Genomic DNA, 18,636 nt, shown 5'->3' on the forward strand with positions numbered 1-18,636 from the left:
TATTCCTACTACGTCTCTTGTACTACTTGTTGATATGTAATGCTTTCAAAGAACTTGCGCTATCGTTTCGATTGCGGCTGCAAAGGTAAGAACTTTTTTTTAACTGACAAACTTTTCAAGGAAAATTTTGAAAGTTTTTTTCCAAAGCCCCCGGATGGTCGGATATTCGCTTAGCCTAGCTAACCTCATCCTCGCTATCACTGAAACTACCTCATCATCATGTTAACTGCCGACCTTCTCGCTCGAATGCGGGTGCAAAAGTAATTCTTCTAATACAAACTTCCAAATGATTTGAAAACTTTTTTATACGTTCCGCTCTGGATACAAATACTCTATCTTCAAGGTACGTAAGAAAAAATATTGGGATATTATCATGATAAAAAGGAAAAAGTTCCTTTCACCTTCGCCCGAAAAAGTGTGATTTAAGTGATCGCAAAGATTTTCTTTCCGGAGCAAAATCAATCAAACACTGGTCAACCAGTCATTCTTGAACGTATTCGGAAAAGCAGCCGCTCTCCTATAGTAAAAAAGGAGAATGCATCCATACAGGCACATCCTCCTTCTTCTCTTATAAACTATATACTCTCTATGTCAACTATTCAAGAACGATCACCTTATATTTCGGGACCAAAATCTTCATGATAGTCCAACCGATCAAATAAGCGACGGCACATACGCAGAAGATAATGAAATAGCCGGCAGGCTTGCCAGTGAAGCCCATAAATGTCATCTGAGTAGCATCTGCATAAACAAACAGATTCCCGGCCACCTTCTGCAAGATCATGGAACCGACACCACCGGCCATACCTCCGATACCCGTAACGGTTGCAATAGCCGATTTCGGAAACATGTCACCGACAGTAGAGAAAATATTGGCAGACCATGACTGGTGAGCTGCACCACCGATACCAATCATGATAACCGGAAACCACGGAGAAATCGTACCCAACGGCTGCGCCAACAGTACCAACAAAGGAAAGAAAGCAAAAATCAACATCGCTTTCATACGAGCGGCATATGGGTTCATTCCACTTCGGTTAATAAAAATCGTCGGCAGTTTACCTCCGTAAATAGACAACATCGTGATGGCATACAAAGTAAAGATCAACCCCATGCCCAACGGATCGGAGGTCTTGATACCGAACTGCGTATTCAGATAAGAAGGAGTCCAAAAAAGGAAAAACCACCAAACCCCGTCCGTCATGAATTTACCGACAACAAAGGCCCAAGTCTGTTTGAACGTGAAACATTGCAAGAAACCGATCTTCTTCTCGTGTTCTTCTTCAACGACGACAACGTCTTTTTCGTTTTTATCCTGTTCAATATACTCCAACTCGGCTTTATTCACATGTTTGCTCTTGTCCGGGGTCGTGTACATGAATACCCACAAACCCATCCAGACAAAACCGAGCGCACCGATCACGATAAAAGCCATTTCCCAGCCCCAAGCTTTTGCCAACAAGGGAATAGAGATAGGAGCGACCAAAGCCCCAATAGAAGCACCGGCATTGAAGATCGAAGTCGCATAAGCACGGTCTTTCTTTGGAAAGTATTCAGCCGTAACCTTGATAGCAGCGGGGAAGTTACCTGCTTCACCCAATGCCAGAATACAACGGGCAGCCAGAAAGAAATACATACTCACGGTTGCCAATATCACAACAACATCTCCTGTCGCTGCAATCAATTCGGCTGCACTATTCATTCCGACATAATGTTCGGTTGCAATACCACAACCGGCATGGAGACAGGCTCCGAACGACCAAACACCGATAGCCCAAAGATATCCTTTCTTCGTACCCATCCAGTCGATAAAACGGCCGGCAAACAGCATACAGATTGCATACACAATTGAGAAAACTGATGTTATCGTACCGTAATGGGATTCATCCCAATGGAACTCCGGTTTGATAAATTCATCCCAGGTCAAAGAAAGAACCTGGCGATCGAGGTAATTCACTGTTGTTGCAAAAAATAACATCGCACAGATTGTCCATCTGTAATTTGTCATTTTCTCACTTGCTTTTTGAAATGTGTTCATGATATTAATATTCGTTTTTCATAATACGGGGCAAATATAAGGCATTTTTTTTGTTCTACACAAGTTTGTGTGTGCGAATACACGAAGTATTTTTATTTCTTTCACATCCCACCTCCGATTCTTAGAGGTTTGATTTGCATAAAATAAGCATTTTATGTACGTTTGTTTCTCCAATGTAAACTTTATAAATACCATGATTATTATGAAAAAGATTATTTATTTGGTACTTCTGGCCCTGATAACCGGTCTGGTCGCCCAAGCCCATGAAAAAACAGGCGAATGGAACGGATGCGACCGCTACGATTTCACCTTCAAGGATCGCCAGGCAACCATTGTCGTACCTAAAAAAGCAGCCAAAGGAAATCCGTGGATCTGGCGTCCGGCGTTCTTCGATGCTTTTCCAAGTGTGGACAAAGCGTTACTGGAAAAAGGGTTCCACATTGTTTATTACGATGTAACTCATCTATATGGAAGTCCAAGGGCAGTTTCTCTGGGCACCGAATTCTATGAGAATATGACGGATCTTTATAATCTTTCCGAAAAAGTCACGCTGGAAGGATTCAGCCGCGGCGGTTTGTTCGTCTTCAACTGGGCGGCTCAAAATACAGAGAAAGTGGCTTGTATATATGTAGACGCTCCTGTTTGCGACGTGTTTAGCTGGCCGGGAAGAAAAAACACGGCTTTGTGGAATGATCTGTTGAAGGAATGGAACCTGACAGATGCAGGAATGGAACATTTCAAAGGGAACCCGATCGACAACCTCGCCCCGATTGCAGCCGCAGGTATACCGATCATCAGTGTATGCGGCGACAGCGATCAGACCGTCCCCTACAAGGAAAACATGGATGTCGTACGTTCACGCTACCTTGCGGCAGGAGGTCCGGTGGAAGTTATCCTAAAGAAAGGGTGCGACCATCATCCACATAGTTTGGACAATCCGGAACCGGTAGTAGACTTCATCCTTCGCCAGCAGCCGGAGTACGAAAAGTATATACATTACAATGTACGTGGCAGCTTGCAAAACTCGTTCCGTAAATTCGAGAAAGAACGCCGGGCGCGGGTTGCCTTCCTGGGAGGTTCCATCACGGAAATGGACGGATGGCGCAATATGATAGAGCGACAACTACAGCAACGTTTCCCTTATACACAGTTCGAATGGGTAGAAGCAGGCATCGGTTCGACCGGGACGACTCCGGGTTCCTTCCGCCTGCAACATGACATCCTTTCGAAAGGGAAAGTCGACCTTCTTTTTGTCGAAGCCGCCGTAAACGACGACACGAACGGATTCAGCGCCCTCGAACAGATACGCGGCATGGAAGGGGAAGTGCGCCATGCTTTGGAAAGCAACCCGGAAATGGATATCGTCATGTTGCATTTCATCTATGACCCGTTTATCCCGATGATCGCCCGCCGCCAGATGCCGGATGTTATCCTGAATCACGAACGGGTGGCGAATCACTATCTTATTCCTTCGATTAATCTCTGCCAGGAGATCGGCGAACGGATGCAAAACGGCGAATTTACCTGGGACGAGTTCGGCGGCACTCATCCGAAACCTTTCGGCCATAAGTTTTATGCTGCCGCTATCGGCCATCTTTTCGACGAGATGTGGAAAGGAGTTTCGCCGGAAGGGACAATTGCGGCACACGACATTCCGGCCAAGCCGCTGGATGCCTACAGTTATTATAACGGAGACTTCATCGCTCTCGAAAAAGCCCACTTGAACAAAGGTTGGAAATTAGTAGACAACTGGCATCCCGACAACAAGGCCGGCAAGCGGAACGGCTTTGTCGATGTTCCTATGTTAGAAGCTACACGTCCAGGAGACCGACTAACACTGGATTTCCGGGGGAAAGCGATCGGTATTTTCTGCGTCAGCGGACCTTCTGCCGGAATCTTGGAATATAGTGTCGACGGCGCCCCGTTCAAAGAACTGGATACTTTCACTGAATGGAGCCACAATCTTTATATTCCCTGGGTCTACATGCTGGAAACGGAACTGAAAGACACGGATCACAAACTGGTTCTCCGCATATCAAAAAAGAAGAACCCCGCCTCACAGGGAACGGAATGCCAGATACGAAATTTCGTGGTAAACGGCAGATAAAGATTCTCCATTCGGCAAAAAGAAGACCTTCTTCTTACATAAGTTTTCGAAAAGGACTATCATACTATCATAATTCGAATATATCTATTGAATATCAATAAGTATAGGAATGATAGTAGCAAATTTGACTATCATGCTACTATCATTCCACAATCATAGTTGTCTGCCACTTTGGGATTTTTCCAAAAGAAACGGACTAATTTAACTAAAAACAGGCAGATCTATTCACAAATACCCTCGTTTTAACAAGATTCCACCCCCATCTGTACGGTCGCAGGACCTGGATATGAAAGGTGGTGAGACCCGGATGTCAAGAGAGACAAGTAGGTAATTACTTTAAAATAAGTCATATGCTTTCGAAAAAAATGTGCTTGTTTTATGATAGCATGATTATAGGAAAAGCAACTTTCATACCATCTATCATTCTACGCTCATTGATTTTTAATGAATTGACAACAAATCATGATAGTATAAAGGTAGTTTTCACAAAAGAAATCTGCATAGAGACAAAGGGATATTTGCCATCAAGAGCAAAGACTGATATCTTCATCCAAGACATTTTCAAAATCGTGATAGATCTAGCATCATGTATTCGGTTGGATATCATCCCAGTCTGCACCGCCATTCGCTCCGATAATCCAATTAAAAGCATAATGCCGTTCCATGACAACGTCCCCATTCAGCGAAGCAGGAGCTTCTTTTCCATGAACTCGTGCTTCCACACAAGCCCAATCATACCGAAGTGTAATATCGGCAGCATCCAATATTTCGGACTGCGAACGAGAGAAACCTTTCGAAAGCAATCCACCGATACCTTTATGTTGCCAGAAAATAGCAGCCAAAACAGGGACATCAATAATCTCAGACGGATAAGGCAAATCATCCACAACACCTGCCGCCCAAAGCAAAACACCGGCACATTCATAGCGCCATCCGAACAGAATACATTCCTGTTCTTCCGGATCAGGATTATCGATATAAGCAGCTTCGGCCGGTGACAGGTAAGATTCCACCTCGTACAACTGTTCCATCTTATTAAAATAGAACAAGGCTTCTTCCCGTCCCGAACCTCCCGAAAGCATGACTTCCGAATAGACAGCAACAGCAAACAACGCGGCGGCACGTTGCACCATCTCCTTCCGGCTTCTCAAACGGGCTTCACTTTCCAATGCTTCACTACGCAAATATTCCATATAAGGGACATGTTTCTCTTCGAGCAACGCAATCGAACGCAAACGTCTTTCCACATCAGCCTGAGCTTCTTCCTGGTAGTTCCCGTCCAATAAATCGGCATTCCCGACCGGGATAAATTCGGTCAACTGACTTTCGCCTTTGGCAGAGAAGAGGAGCTTCCCTTCACCGGTAAAGATCTGCATGCTCGGATAGAGCAGAAAACCGTTCACGTCTCCGGCAATCTCGAATAAACGGTTCAGGATATAGTTCGTCCGGTCTTCATTGTCGTTCAGATCGAAAGTGATCCCAGTCACACAGTTGAACACACGTATCTGGAGCAAGACATTTTCTTTTAGTCCAACCAATGGCGTCTTCACCTGCGAGAAATAATTGGCCATACCAGATATATGGGAAGCAATAAAGTCCGGCTTGCTCATCCGGTGCTTGATCGAGAAGATGACATGTGTTCCATCCGGCAAAGTCAAGTCGATCGTTTCGTCTTCACAAACAAATTCTTTGGTCATCTCTTTAAAACGTTCCCGGATTGCTTCCACGATACGGTTAGAATCTCCGATGACCGTGTACAAAGTAACATTCGCTTTTTCCATTTTTTACTTTTTTATATCCGAGCCACCGGATGGTTATAGCATTTTACAAAAATAGCAAATTATAAACATCCGCAAAGAAAATACTGCAACCCTTTTTCCTCTCCATCTTTTCATCATATTAGAAACAAACACCAGATATTATTATGAACAAGTTACTTTCGACTATTCTATCCGCCGTCTTATTGATGGACGGATTGTGCCAATCTTCCTGCAGCGATAATGACGACATCAAGCTGACAGGCATAGACGGGCGGCCCAGTGTCCTTCTTTCAAACGGGCTAGTTACCGCTTCATTCATTTACTCTGGCAACCAGTTTGCCGGGATCCAATATCCGGATGGGCAAGCGACTCATTTCAGTTATGAGGAAGGGGAATTATCCGGCATATTCTACACGCCTCCCAAAGATATGGCTGACGGACATGCCTGGGTACATTTTAACAAAATCGGGGACAAAACCTACGAAGTCAGCCGTGGAGGTGAACCGTCAATGGACATAGATTACCGAGAAGAGGTGACACTCGATACAAACGGCTTGCCCGTCAGAGTAACCTTCACCGGAATTTTCCAACAAGGGACGAACCAAGAAAAACAGATCGAGGAGGGCGACCGGAAATCCGATATTGAAAAGCTACCGATAATAACCAAAGAAACGGATATTTTAAACAATCGTACTTGCCCGTTTGAATGTACTTTTGCATGTTTTATCAGATAAAAAAGAAAAAAGATGATTAACATACAAAGTAAGAATGGAAACTCCAAGTTTTTTCTCCTTACCCTGTTAGGGATGTTGACGGCATTCGGGCCTTTTGTCACAGACATGTATCTCCCCAGCCTGCCTTCGATGGGAGAATATTTCAAGACAACACCTTCATTGGTACAATTAGGTTTGACAGCCAGTATGATCGGACTGACGGCAGGACAAATCTTTTTCGGCCCGCTAAGTGATAAGTATGGGCGTCGCTCTCCATTGTTAGCAGCCATGTATCTTTTTATCATTTCCACGATAGGTTGCATCTTTGCTCCCACTATCGAGATATTTGCAATACTGCGCTTGCTACAAGGGATTGTAGGTGCCGGCGGTATCGTAATCTCCCGTTCCGTCGCGACAGATATGTTCACCGGTAAAGAGTTGGCAAAGACACTTGCGATAATCGGAGCAATCAACGGAGTCGCTCCTGTAGCCGCTCCGATCATCGGAGGAGGCTTAACAGAAGGGATTGACTGGAAAGGGATCTTCTGGGTATTACTGGCATTAGGAATTATCCTGCTATTGGGATGCCGGCTTATCCGTCAGATTCCGCCGACCGGAAAACAACACGCTCGCCAGTAGCATAGGCATGCTTGTCCTTTCCATTATCGTATGTATAGCCATGAACCTAAATTGCAATTTCTGGATTTACGAGGGATTGCTAATCACCTTACTATTCATGATGGGCTTCTCTTTCACCTCGACTACCGCCTTGGCTATGGAATGTGAACGTGAACATGCCGGCACAGCTTCGGCTTTATCGGGTGCAGTCGGCTTTGGGTTCGGAGGACTGGTATCTCCTTTAGTCGGATTGGACGATACGATGGTCACGACGGGTATTGTCTTCATGGCATGCGCAACTTGCTCTTTGGGTTGCATACTTTGGGCAAGGAAGATCAACGCGTTCCGGGAAGTATCTCCCATCATGCGGAAAAGGGCAACATTCGCACCGGCATAAGATGGAAATCGGCAAGTACTTAAAAACACAAAAGGTTTACACTCAATGTGTAAACCTTTTGTGTGGTCCCACTTGGGCTTGAACCAAGGACTCCCTGATTATGAGTCAGGTGCTCTAACCAACTGAGCTATAGGACCTGTTCAAAGCGTAGCTCTGAAATCGGGTGCAATATTACGATTTATAATCGAGATATGCAAATGTTAAAGTAGAAATCTTACTTTTCTGCAGATTCCTCAGCACCGAACTCCATCAGGTAAGCCTTGATGAAATCATCAATTTTACCATCCATCACACCGTTGACATCGGATGTCTGGAAATTGGTACGATGGTCTTTTACACGACGATCATCAAACACATAGCTACGGATCTGGGAACCCCATTCGATCTTTTTCTTTCCGGCTTCCACCTTTGCCTGCTCTTCCATACGATGTTGCAATTCCTTATCGTACAAGATTGAACGCAACTGACGCATCGCATTCTCCCGATTCTTAGGCTGGTCGCGGGTTTCCGTATTCTCGATCAGGATCTCTTCTTCTTCGCCCGTGTAAGGATCTTTAAATTGATAACGCAGACGCACTCCGGATTCCACCTTGTTCACGTTCTGCCCACCGGCACCTCCCGAACGGAACGTGTCCCAAGAGATGGCAGCCTGATCGATTTTCACCTCGATCGTGTCGTCGACCAGCGGGGTGACAAAAACAGAAGCAAATGAAGTCATTCGCTTGCCTTGCGCATTATAAGGAGACACACGTACCAGACGATGCACACCGTTTTCACCCTTCAAATATCCGTAAGCATAGTCGCCTTCGATGTTGAGAGTCGCCGTTTTAATACCGGCCTCATCCCCTTCCTGATAGTTGGCTACGGAAATCTTATATCCATTCGCCTCCGCCCAACGCGTATACATACGGAGCAACATGGAAGCCCAGTCCTGGCTTTCCGTACCGCCGGCACCGGAGTTGATCTTCAGCACACAACTCATCTGGTCGGCTTCCTGACGCAACATATTGCGGAACTCCAGGCTTTCCACCAACTGGATGGCATTGCCATAAGCCTCGTCAACTTCTTCTTCGCTGACGATTCCTTCTTTTACATAATCATAAGCCAACTGCAATTCTTCTGCTGCAGCATGAACCTCGTTATAAAGTTCGATCCACTTTTTCAGTTCTTTTACTTTCTTCATCTGGACTTCCGCCCGTTTGGCATCTTCCCAGAAACCAGGATCATGAGTGCGTAACTCTTCTTCTTCTAACTGGATGGTCTTACCATCTATGTCAAAGATACCCCCTCAGCGCTTGCTCGCGCTCCAACACATTGTGTAGTTGGTCTGATGTGATCATAAAAATTCTTGTTTTTAAATTTGTCCCGCAAAGATACTCAATTTTCCTGACTATCAAAATGTCACAGCTACCCCATCTAAACCGGATTACTACCCCACATATTCGAAGCTTCTTCGTACATCTTTTCGATCGGATCTGCGTATTTCTTCAGAATGACGGAACGACGGAGCTTAAGTGTATCCGTCAGTTCAGCCCCCATCGTAAAAGGTTCGGACAGCAAGGTGAAGCGCTTGATCTTCTCATAAGAAGCCAAGTTCTTCTGGTTTTCCTCAATATGTGTCTCGATCAGGCGAAGGATTTCCTTATTTCGGACAAGTTCTTTCCGGCTACCGACAGCCAGCCCCTTTTCTTCGGCATACTTTTCCAATAATGGATAAGCGGGAACAATCAACGCGCTGACAAACTTACGCTGGTCACCGATAACAGCAATCTGTTCGATATACTGATCGCCGCTCATAACCATTTCAATCGCTTGCGGAGCGATGTATTTGCCGTTCGATGTCTTATATAAGTCCTTGATACGTTCAGTAAAGAACAACGTGTTCCCTTCCATCCTTCCGGCATCTCCTGTACGAAAATAACCATCTTCTGTAAACGCCTTTTCATTTTCGGCTGGCTTATTATAATAACCGGACATCACAGTCTTGCCTTTTACCAGAATTTCGCTATTCTCCGGATCAATCCGTACCTGTACATCTGGCATGACTTCTCCGATCGAACCGAACTGAAATCCGATTTCAGGATAGAAGCAGACGGTCGCTGTCGTCTCGCTCAAACCGTAACCATACACAATAGGGATATTGACAGACTGCAAAAATTCATTGACCGTATCCGAGAGCGGCGCACCGGCCACCGGGAAAAAACGACCACGTTCGATCCCCAACACCCGTTTCAGCAAATTGAAAACAGTCTTATTATACATTTCGAACTTCAATTTCAACCCGAAAGGAGCCGGAATGCTCTTATTTTTATATTCCAGGTTATACTTGCGCCCGGTCTCGATAGCATCCAAAAAGATTTTCTTCATGGTGGAAGATGACGAGTTGATCTTTTCATGCACGCCGGCATATACCTTCTCCCAGAACCGAGGGACGTTGCACATCAATGTAGGGTGTACCTCCGGTAATGTCTTCTGAATCATTTTAGGATCCTGGTTGATCGCAATCGTCACTCCCTTATGCAGGCAATAGTAAGACCACGCTTTTTCAAAAATATGAGTCAGTGGCAAGAAACACATAGAAAGGTCTTTATCCGTCACCATCGGGAGGCGGATGTCATGGATACGCATGGCTTCCAAATAATTGGAATGATGGAGCATGACACCTTTGGATTCTCCTGTCGTCCCGGAAGTATATATTATGGTAGCCAAGTCTTCCGGCACCGCTTCGTTCGTACGGATCTTTACCGTTGTCTCGGCATGCGCATTATCGCCCAGCCGCAAAAAATCGTCAAAATAAATCGAAGTCTTGTCTTCCGGGTTCAACTTGACAGCCGGATCAAACACCACCAGGCGCTTCAGGTATTGAGATTCTTTCTGCACCTTAAATGCATTATTGTACTGCAACTGCTCGCCGACAAACAAAGTATGTATATGAGCATCATTGATTATATACTCGATCTGCCCCGGAGAATTCGTTGCATACATCGGAATAGAAACCACACGGTTCGCATATGCCCCAAAATCCGTATAAAAGCATTGCGGCATATTCTGTGAATAAACCCCGATATTATCCTGTACTTCTATCCCGAATTCGGCCATTGCCTTGGCCGTAAGCATAACTTTTTCAGAAAATTCCTTCCAAGATATTTTTAACCATTTCCCGGTTGCATTATCACGATATTTCAATGCGGTACGGGAGCCATATTTTTCTGCCTGTCGATGAACCAACTCGGCATAATGGTAGTAAATCATAATTCTTTGTTTTGAATTGATGTTGCAAAAGTACGGTTTTCTATTCTATTTGTCACGAGATTAGCCCCTTTTTTACACAAAAGTGCCGGATTTGTGCAATATTAATGTTAAATTAGGATAAACATAGTAGTATGTATTGCATAGTACACAGGCAATGCATATATTTGTAGCGTAAAACAAAATAAAAATGAATGCAGAGAACGTAAAATCACAAATGAGAAAGGGAACATTGGAATATTGTATTCTATTGCTTCTCAAAAAAGAGCCGGCGTACACCTCTGACATTATCCAGAAGTTACAGGAAGCTAAATTGATTGTAGTGGAAGGTACCCTATATCCTCTGTTAACAAGACTAAAGAACAGCGAATTGTTAAGCTACCAGTGGATAGAATCTACTCAAGGACCGCCTCGCAAGTATTACCAGCTCACCCCGAAGGGAGAAGAATTTCTTGGAGAGCTGGAAACATCCTGGCAGGAACTGAATGATACAATAAACCACATCAGAAACAATTAAAATCAGAAAACAATGAAGAAGACACTGACAGTTAATTTGGGAGGAACGGTTTTCCACATTGACGAAGATGCATATCAACTACTCGATAAATATCTAGCAAACCTCCGCATCCACTTCCGCAAGGAAGAAGGTTCGGAAGAGATTATGAACGATTTTGAAATGCGTATCTCCGAACTATTCAATGAGCGGGTTCGACTGGGCTACGAAGTGATCACAATCGAACATGTCGAAGAAGTAATCAAGCGTATGGGCAAGCCGGAAGAATTGTTTGAAGGTGAAGAAGAAAAAGAATATAAGGAAGAAGCCAGGACACAAGCTTTTCAGGAAGAAGAGATTCCCAGAGGCCCGAAAAAGCTGATGCGCGATCCGGACAACCGGGTATTGGGAGGTGTAGCCGGTGGTATCGCCGCTTATATGGGATGGGACGTGACGGCTGTACGCCTTGCTATGATCATCCTGCTTTTTATTCCTTATGCACCGATCATCATCTTATACCTTATACTATGGCTGGTAATGCCGTTGGCCCGGACCGCAGCCGACAAGCTGATGATGCGCGGACAAAGCGTCACCCTCGAAAACATAGGCAAAACAGTTACGGATGGCTTCGAGAAGGTCAGCAATAATGTAAATGATTATATGAGTTCCGACAAACCGAGAAGCTTTCTGCAAAAACTAGCGGACTTGTTTGTCGGTGTGGTAGGTTTCATCCTCAAATTCCTGGCCATACTGATCGGAATCATCCTGCTACCGCCATTATTGCTCGTTGCCTTTATATTGGTCGTCGTCACCTTTGCCCTTATTGCCGGAGGCACAGGCTTCCTATATCAATTGTCGCCGTTCGGGGCCAATCTGATAGCGGGAGCACCTATTTCATTGGCCATCATGGGATGCATCGGATTCATTCTACTGATTGGCATTCCTATTTTTGCCCTGGTATATGCAATCTGCATGCAACTATTCAAAGCCAAGCCATTGCCCAATACGGCTAAATGGACGTTGCTGATCTTATGGTTAGTATCCGTAGTGCTGTGCGTCATCTACTTCTACCAGACCGGAATAAACGGATGGAGCACATTACCCTGGTACAATTTCTTCAATATATAATCTATAAAAACAACAGAATCATGAAAAAATCATATTCATTCATACTGGTACTCATACTCATGGCAGGGCTTTTATGCTCCTGCCATATAAACAAGGTTTCCGGTGACGGCAATGTCGTAAGCAAGGAAATCCCGATAAAGGATTACGACGAGATACAAATCGAGGGAGAAAACGTCGACTTCAAATATATGCAATCGGATGACGTTCCCTATCTGAAAGTCGAGACAGACCAAAATATCATGGATCTTCTGGATATCAATACCGATAGCAAAGTGTTGGTTGTCCGCCCCAAAAATAGGCATACCGGAATCAACCCCACCCGCTTTATCGTGATAACCAACTCGACTGCACTGAAAGAGTTCAAAATGGCAGGCGGAGGCAATTGTGATTTAGGCAAAGGTCTCAACGGCAAAAAACTGGAAATTAGATTTGCAGGAGGAGGAACTATAAAAGCCGATTCCATTGCCATCACCCGTTTAGATTGCGAAATCGCGGGTAGCGGCACTGTCTCTCTAAGCGGTAAAACAGAAAAGATGAATATTAAAAGCGCCGGTAGCAGCAAGATCAAAGCGTTTGGTCTAGAGACAGAAGAACTTACTTGCAAAGCGGCCGGAAGCACCCATATCGAAATCACCGCAAACAAGGCAATATCCACCAAAATAGCCGGGAGCGGGACTATCCGATACAAAGGAAATCCGAACATAAAGGAAAAGAGCATTATCGGGAGCGGTTCCATAACCAAAGTTGATTAAAAACCCCAAATAAAATTGCGTATAACAATAATTGTGTGTTAAAAAAAGAAGGCCGTCCTTTCACAAGGGGGGCCTTTCTTCTAAGGTTAACAAATTTATGAGTAAAAACCACTAATGAATCTTTATAAAAAACCGCTTTCTTCCTCTCAATATTGTCATACAGAGGAAGAAGCGGTTACAAATATACATAAAGTTTTTTACCAAAAAAGACTTTACCTCATTTATTTAAAGGCATTTCTTATCCGTGCAGCGGTGTCTGCGAGCACGTCCTGAGTAACCTCCATTTTCTTTCCGCCAAAATACATATCAGACTCCTTCTGGATCGGAATTAAATGAATATGCGCATGAGGAACTTCCAGTCCCATAACTGCCAAACCTACCCGTTTGCAAGGTATAACAGCTTCTTGTGCACGAGCCACCCGTTTGGCAAATGCCATCATACGTCCAAGCATGGGATCTTCTATGTCGAAAATATAATCGATTTCTTTTTTCGGAATCACCAACGTATGACCGACAGCAACCGGATTAATGTCCAGAAAAGCAAAGAATTCTTCGTTTTCCGCCACTTTATGACAAGGGATCTCACCTGCCACAATTCTACTGAATATTGATGCCATAATGTTATATTATTAAATCGATATATCCATAATTTCAAAGCTCATCATGCCGGATGGGACTTTGATTTCCACAATGTCACCGACCTTTTTTCCCATCAGCCCCTGCGCAATCGGAGTACTGACCGCAATCTTGCCTTCTTTCAGGTTTGCTTCCGAATCTGAGACCAGAGTATACGTCATGACTGCATTGTTCTTTGTGTTCTTGATCTTAACCTTGTTCAGGATCTGGACTTCATCTGTTTGAACACGGGTTTCGTCTATCAGGCGGGCATTTGAAATCAAGCCCTTCAACTGGGAAAGCTTTGCTTCCATTATGCCCTGTGCTTCCTTTGCTGCGTCATACTCAGCATTTTCAGACAAATCACCTTTGTCACGGGCCTCTGCAATCTGGGCAGATATTTCCGGACGTTTCACTGTTTCCAGATAATTGATTTCAGCTAAAATCTTATCATAGCCATCTTTCGTCATATAGCTCACTGCCATACTAAATCCTCCTATTTATTTAAAATGTTATTATTGATTATTGCATAATAAAAAAAGAATCCCGACCAACTGCTTGGCCGGAACTCCTCTTTCTCTGTATTTTTAGACTTTGCAAAGATAAACGATCTTTTTTAAGAACGCAAATCCTTTTGAAGTGCTTTACAACATGTTAGGACCTATGAGTTATGATTTCATCAACGTATAAATTATAATTCACAAATCAAAGTACTGCTTTTACGTCTGCTTCCAGTTTCTTCACGTCTTCGACACGCTTAACCAAGTTTCCTTTGCGATCGAGGATGAAAAGAGCGGGCAATTGTTTTACATTGTACAAACCTGCCACCTGCGAATAAACAGACTGCGGATCGTGGACAGTAACCCACGGCAAATTAGAGGCCCCGTTTCTCCAAAAATGGAAATCACTATCCAACGACACCTGATAAATTTCAAGTTCTTGGTCATGGTATTTTGTGTACAATTCACCCAATGCCATATTCAAAGCCGGCGACCATTCCGTCTGATAAGCCGTAAAGTTTATCAACACCACCTTGCCGGGAGCAACCGTAGACAGTTTTACCACTTCACCCCGAACATCCGGCAATTCGATATCAAGGAATGAAATTTCTTTTGTTTCCACATTGCTGTAATCGACAGGACGTTGCGCACGCAAGACCTTCATGGATTGCAATGTCAGATTGTACAAATGCTTCGAACGCGGACTTTCCGGATAAGTATGATTGTAGCTGGTCGCAACCGCTCCATATGCCTTGACATCTTTCCTGTCATACAAATCAAAGAACAACAAACCATCGATCTGCTGGAACAAAGCGAAATAGGCGGCTGTGGACATCGGCGCCGAATAAATATATTTCCGGGCGACTTCTTTATAGGCATCGGCAGCAGCCAAAACCTTCATACGGTAGGTCGTATCTGAAATCATTTTATCTTCATATTCCTTCCTCAAGCGGCTGATAGCCTGGTTTGCATCCAGTTGAGCCAAGGTGATCGCCTTTATCGCCTTTGAGTTTTCAGATCCTTCTACAGAATAGGAAGTTGCGAAAGTACCAGCATCAGCAACGAAAGATATGGTTTCGGTTGAATCAACCGCAAAATTGATCAACTGGTTATTCAGACGCAAACGATAAAAGTCCGGATACTCAGGACGCTTTTCCGTAAACTTGAACTTCCCGCCAGGAGCCAGCTTGATGGAATCGAGTGTCACCACATTAGAGATTCCGACATTTTCTAAATACATAAGCTGACCGTCAGCCCCTGCCACGACTCCCTTCACAATGAAATCCGAGGAGTTGTTACAAGCTGAGAAAAAGAACATGCACAGTCCTAAAACAGTCAACAGTCGTGTGGATATTTGTTTCATCATATCTTTACTTCTTGTTTTAATCCGCTGCAAATATACATTAATTTACAATTGTGGCACCATTATTCGCTAAATCTTCCTGCTATTTTTATAAAAAAGAGCTTTTCTCATGTTTTTTATTTTCATTTTCACACGTTTACAGATAAACTTTCATTACATTTGCACCAATTTTACAGATAGAAAAATAAGAAAAAGATTATGCTTAATCCAATTAACAAGACGATCGAATTGGCTGATGGAAGAACCATCACCATCGAAACCGGGAAATTGGCAAAACAGGCGGACGGTGCAGTTACCGTACGTATGGGCAACACCGTGTTGCTGGCTACTGTTTGCGCCGCTAAAGATGCAAACCCGGGTGTTGACTTCATGCCGTTACAAGTAGAGTACAAAGAAAAATTCTCGGCATTTGGCCGTTTTCCTGGTGGTTTTACAAAAAGAGAAGGTAAAGCTTCCGACTACGAAATCCTGACTTCTCGTTTGGTCGACCGTGCCCTCCGTCCTCTTTTCCCGGACAATTACCATGCCGAAGTATATGTAAACGTTATATTATTCTCCGCAGACGGTGAAGACATGCCGGATGCACTGGCCGGATTGGCTGCTTCCGCCGCATTGGCTGTATCGGATATTCCTTTCAACGGACCGATCTCTGAATGCCGCGTCGCACGTATCGATGGTAAGTATGTAGTCAACCCTACGTTCTCTGAATTGGAAAAAGCAGATATTGATATTATGGTGGGTGCTACGCTTGACAACATCATGATGGTGGAAGGCGAAATGGACGAAGTTCAAGAATCAGAAATGCTGGAAGCGATCAAAGTAGCACACGAAGCAATCAAAATACAGTGCCAGGCACAGCTTGAACTGTCCGAAGCTTGCGGCAAACTGGTTAAACGCGAATACTGCCACGAAATCAACGACGACGAACTGCGCAAAGATGTACACGAAAAATGTTATGCAAAAGCATACGCTGTTGCAACCTCCGGTACCGACAAACATCAGCGTGCCGAAGCATTCGAAGCAGTTGTCGAAGAATATAAAGCTCAATTCTCTGAAGAAGAATTGACAGACGAGAAGGTTGAAATGATCGGCCGTTATTACCACGATGTAGAAAAAGAAGCGATGCGCCGTGCTATTCTGGACGAAGGAAAACGCCTGGATGGCCGTAAGACTACTGAAATCCGTCCGATCTGGATCGAAACAGACTGTCTGCCCGGCCCTCACGGTTCTGCTATTTTCACACGTGGTGAAACACAGTCACTTTCGACTGTCACCTTAGGTACAAAAGCCGATGAAAAAATGATCGACGATGTACTGAATCACGGAAAAGAACGTTTCCTGTTACATTATAACTTCCCACCATTCTCTACTGGCGAAGCAAAAGCTTCCCGCGGTGTGGGTCGTCGTGAAATCGGTCACGGAAACCTGGCTCACCGTGCATTGAAACGGATGATCCCAACAGACTATCCTTACGTAGTACGTGTGATCTCTGACATATTAGAGTCCAACGGTTCTTCTTCAATGGCAACCGTATGTGCAGGTACGCTGGCGTTGAGAGACGCAGGTGTTCCGATGAAGAAGCCTGTGTCCGGTATCGCAATGGGTCTGATCTCCGAAAACAAAGGTCAGAACTACGCTATCCTATCCGATATCCTGGGAGATGAAGACCACTTAGGCGACATGGACTTCAAGGTGACAGGTACAAAAGACGGTATCACTGCCACTCAGATGGATATCAAGGTAGACGGTCTGTCATACGAAATTCTTGAAAACGCATTGGCACAGGCAAAAGAAGGCCGCATGCACATCTTGGGCAAGATCATGGAAGCCCAGCCTGAAGTTCGTTCTGATCTGAAGCCTCACGCTCCGAGAATCGAAACAATGACAATCGGCAAAGAATTTATCGGTGCAGTAATTGGCCCGGGTGGTAAGATTATCCAGGGTATTCAGGAAAAGACAGGTGCTGTTATTGCTATTGAAGAAGAAGACGGAGTGGGTAAAATCGAAATCTCCGGAACGAATAAAGCGACAATCGATGCCGCTATCCGCGCTATCAAAGGTATCGTTGCCGTTCCTGAAATCGGCGAAATCTACGAAGGAAAGATTTCTTCTATCATGCCTTACGGTGCATTCGTTGAATTCATGCCAGGCAAAGACGGCTTGCTCCATATTTCTGAAATCGACTGGAAACGTTTGGAAACAGTTGAACAGGCCGGTCTGAAAGAAGGTGATACTATCAGCGTCAAGTTGGTAGACATCGACGCCAAGACAGGCAAATTCAAATTATCTCACAAAGTACTGCTACCGAAACCGGAAGGTTACGAAGAACGTCCGCCGAGATCCGAACGTGGTCCGAGACCGGAACGTGGAGATCGTGGTCCCCGTCAGGATCGTGGAGACCGTGGTCCTCGCCGCGAACGCCAGGATTAAGAATCGGTAAAACACATACGTGTATAATTTCTAAACAACTCCCGCCCCATATTTTGAGGGACGGGAGTTATTTTTTATACGCAACTTTCCTTTTATCCTTCACCTCTTATCTCTATGCCATATATTTCAAACATTCCCAGGGTGAAGGCACTATCTTTTTCCACCTTCACCCTGGGATTTCAGCTTCACCTCGCTTTTCATTGCCCCCCATCCATACAGTCAGAAAAACAAGGTGAATGAAAAAGCAATAACCATCCGCAACATTTAATCAAAATAGCCTATAACCTATCCGGAAAAAGGATATAGGCTACAAACAAAAAGGGTATAGCCTATTCCAAGCAAGCCTATATCCTTTTGGAAAGAACAAGCATCGCTTCCGGACAAACGCCAACCGGACAAGTTTGACCCACCTGTCCATTTCTGTATTACCAGCTACGGAAGCTGTAAACATCTCAATAAAAAAGAGGGAATGA

General features: G+C 44.4%; 13 protein-coding genes, 1 tRNA gene and 1 pseudogene. 7 read left to right on the forward strand and 8 right to left on the reverse strand.

Going from position 1 to position 18,636, the window contains the following annotated elements:
• Nucleotides 1–595: 595 nt before the first annotated feature.
• Nucleotides 596–2,038, reverse strand: coding sequence for an MFS transporter (locus tag KTG12_RS11360; protein WP_005635633.1), 1,443 nt, complete (start codon nt 2,036–2,038; stop codon nt 596–598).
• Between the two features lie 154 nt (nt 2,039–2,192).
• Here KTG12_RS11360 and KTG12_RS11365 point away from each other — a divergent pair, with 154 nt between their 5' ends.
• Complete coding sequence (locus tag KTG12_RS11365) at nt 2,193–4,145, forward strand: GDSL-type esterase/lipase family protein (RefSeq protein WP_046452261.1); 1,953 nt, start codon at nt 2,193–2,195, stop codon at nt 4,143–4,145.
• Between the two features lie 584 nt (nt 4,146–4,729).
• On the opposite strand, the gene KTG12_RS11370 is transcribed toward KTG12_RS11365, so the two are convergent.
• Nucleotides 4,730–5,926, reverse strand: a complete 1,197-nt coding sequence (locus KTG12_RS11370) for a DUF4272 domain-containing protein (RefSeq protein ID WP_119215838.1) — start codon at nt 5,924–5,926, stop codon at nt 4,730–4,732.
• A gap of 143 nt (nt 5,927–6,069) precedes the next feature.
• Here KTG12_RS11370 and KTG12_RS11375 point away from each other — a divergent pair, with 143 nt between their 5' ends.
• Together KTG12_RS11375 and KTG12_RS11380 are read left to right on the forward strand one after the other, a co-directional pair.
• Nucleotides 6,070–6,639 (forward strand): hypothetical protein, encoded by a 570-nt coding sequence (locus KTG12_RS11375; RefSeq protein WP_022321631.1) that lies wholly within the window; start codon nt 6,070–6,072, stop codon nt 6,637–6,639.
• 12 nt (nt 6,640–6,651) lie between these two features.
• Nucleotides 6,652–7,633, forward strand: a pseudogene (locus tag KTG12_RS11380) (MFS transporter).
• 63 nt (nt 7,634–7,696) lie between these two features.
• On the opposite strand, the gene KTG12_RS11385 reads toward KTG12_RS11380, so the two are convergent.
• The 3 genes from KTG12_RS11385 to KTG12_RS11395 form a co-directional block, all read right to left on the reverse strand.
• Nucleotides 7,697–7,770, reverse strand: a tRNA-Ile gene (locus KTG12_RS11385).
• Between the two features lie 77 nt (nt 7,771–7,847).
• Nucleotides 7,848–8,973 (reverse strand): peptide chain release factor 2 gene (gene prfB, locus KTG12_RS11390; RefSeq protein ID WP_121955699.1). Its coding sequence is split into 2 segments (ribosomal slippage): nt 7,848–8,909 and nt 8,911–8,973, totalling 1,125 coding nucleotides; the frame shifts between segments, so codons are not numbered across the junction.
• A 76-nt stretch (nt 8,974–9,049) separates the two neighbouring features.
• Nucleotides 9,050–10,885, reverse strand: a complete 1,836-nt coding sequence (locus tag KTG12_RS11395) for a long-chain fatty acid--CoA ligase (protein WP_005651458.1) — start codon at nt 10,883–10,885, stop codon at nt 9,050–9,052.
• Between the two features lie 187 nt (nt 10,886–11,072).
• On the opposite strand from KTG12_RS11395, the gene KTG12_RS11400 reads away from it, so the two are divergent.
• Genes KTG12_RS11400 through KTG12_RS11410 form a run of 3 tightly spaced genes read left to right on the forward strand, consistent with a single transcriptional unit; the run spans nt 11,073 to nt 13,255 of the window.
• A complete protein-coding gene (locus tag KTG12_RS11400) occupies nt 11,073–11,399 on the forward strand; it encodes a PadR family transcriptional regulator (protein ID WP_005635619.1) in 327 nt (108 codons plus the stop codon).
• A 12-nt stretch (nt 11,400–11,411) separates the two neighbouring features.
• A complete protein-coding gene (locus tag KTG12_RS11405) occupies nt 11,412–12,503 on the forward strand; it encodes a PspC domain-containing protein (RefSeq protein ID WP_005635615.1) in 1,092 nt (363 codons plus the stop codon).
• A 20-nt stretch (nt 12,504–12,523) separates the two neighbouring features.
• Nucleotides 12,524–13,255: a head GIN domain-containing protein gene (locus KTG12_RS11410; protein ID WP_022321628.1), complete on the forward strand. Its 732-nt coding sequence runs from the start codon at nt 12,524–12,526 to the stop codon at nt 13,253–13,255.
• Nucleotides 13,256–13,476: 221 nt separating this feature from the next.
• Here the strand turns inward: KTG12_RS11410 and KTG12_RS11415 are convergent, their stop codons facing one another.
• The 3 genes from KTG12_RS11415 to KTG12_RS11425 all read right to left on the reverse strand — a co-directional run bounded on the left by KTG12_RS11415 (nt 13,477) and on the right by KTG12_RS11425 (nt 15,733).
• A complete protein-coding gene (locus tag KTG12_RS11415) occupies nt 13,477–13,872 on the reverse strand; it encodes an HIT family protein (RefSeq protein WP_005635611.1) in 396 nt (131 codons plus the stop codon).
• Between the two features lie 12 nt (nt 13,873–13,884).
• On the reverse strand, nt 13,885–14,355 hold the full coding sequence (gene greA, locus KTG12_RS11420) for a transcription elongation factor GreA (protein ID WP_005635609.1): 471 nt from the start codon (nt 14,353–14,355) through the stop codon (nt 13,885–13,887).
• A gap of 220 nt (nt 14,356–14,575) precedes the next feature.
• A complete protein-coding gene (locus KTG12_RS11425) occupies nt 14,576–15,733 on the reverse strand; it encodes a TlpA disulfide reductase family protein (protein ID WP_173022578.1) in 1,158 nt (385 codons plus the stop codon).
• A 198-nt stretch (nt 15,734–15,931) separates the two neighbouring features.
• Here KTG12_RS11425 and pnp point away from each other — a divergent pair, with 198 nt between their 5' ends.
• Nucleotides 15,932–18,163, forward strand: a complete 2,232-nt coding sequence (pnp, locus tag KTG12_RS11430) for a polyribonucleotide nucleotidyltransferase (RefSeq protein ID WP_022321626.1) — start codon at nt 15,932–15,934, stop codon at nt 18,161–18,163.
• Nucleotides 18,164–18,636: the final 473 nt, after the last annotated feature.

It is taken from the genome of Parabacteroides sp. MSK.9.14, from assembly GCF_019041495.1.
Lineage (GTDB): Bacteria > Bacteroidota > Bacteroidia > Bacteroidales > Tannerellaceae > Parabacteroides > Parabacteroides merdae.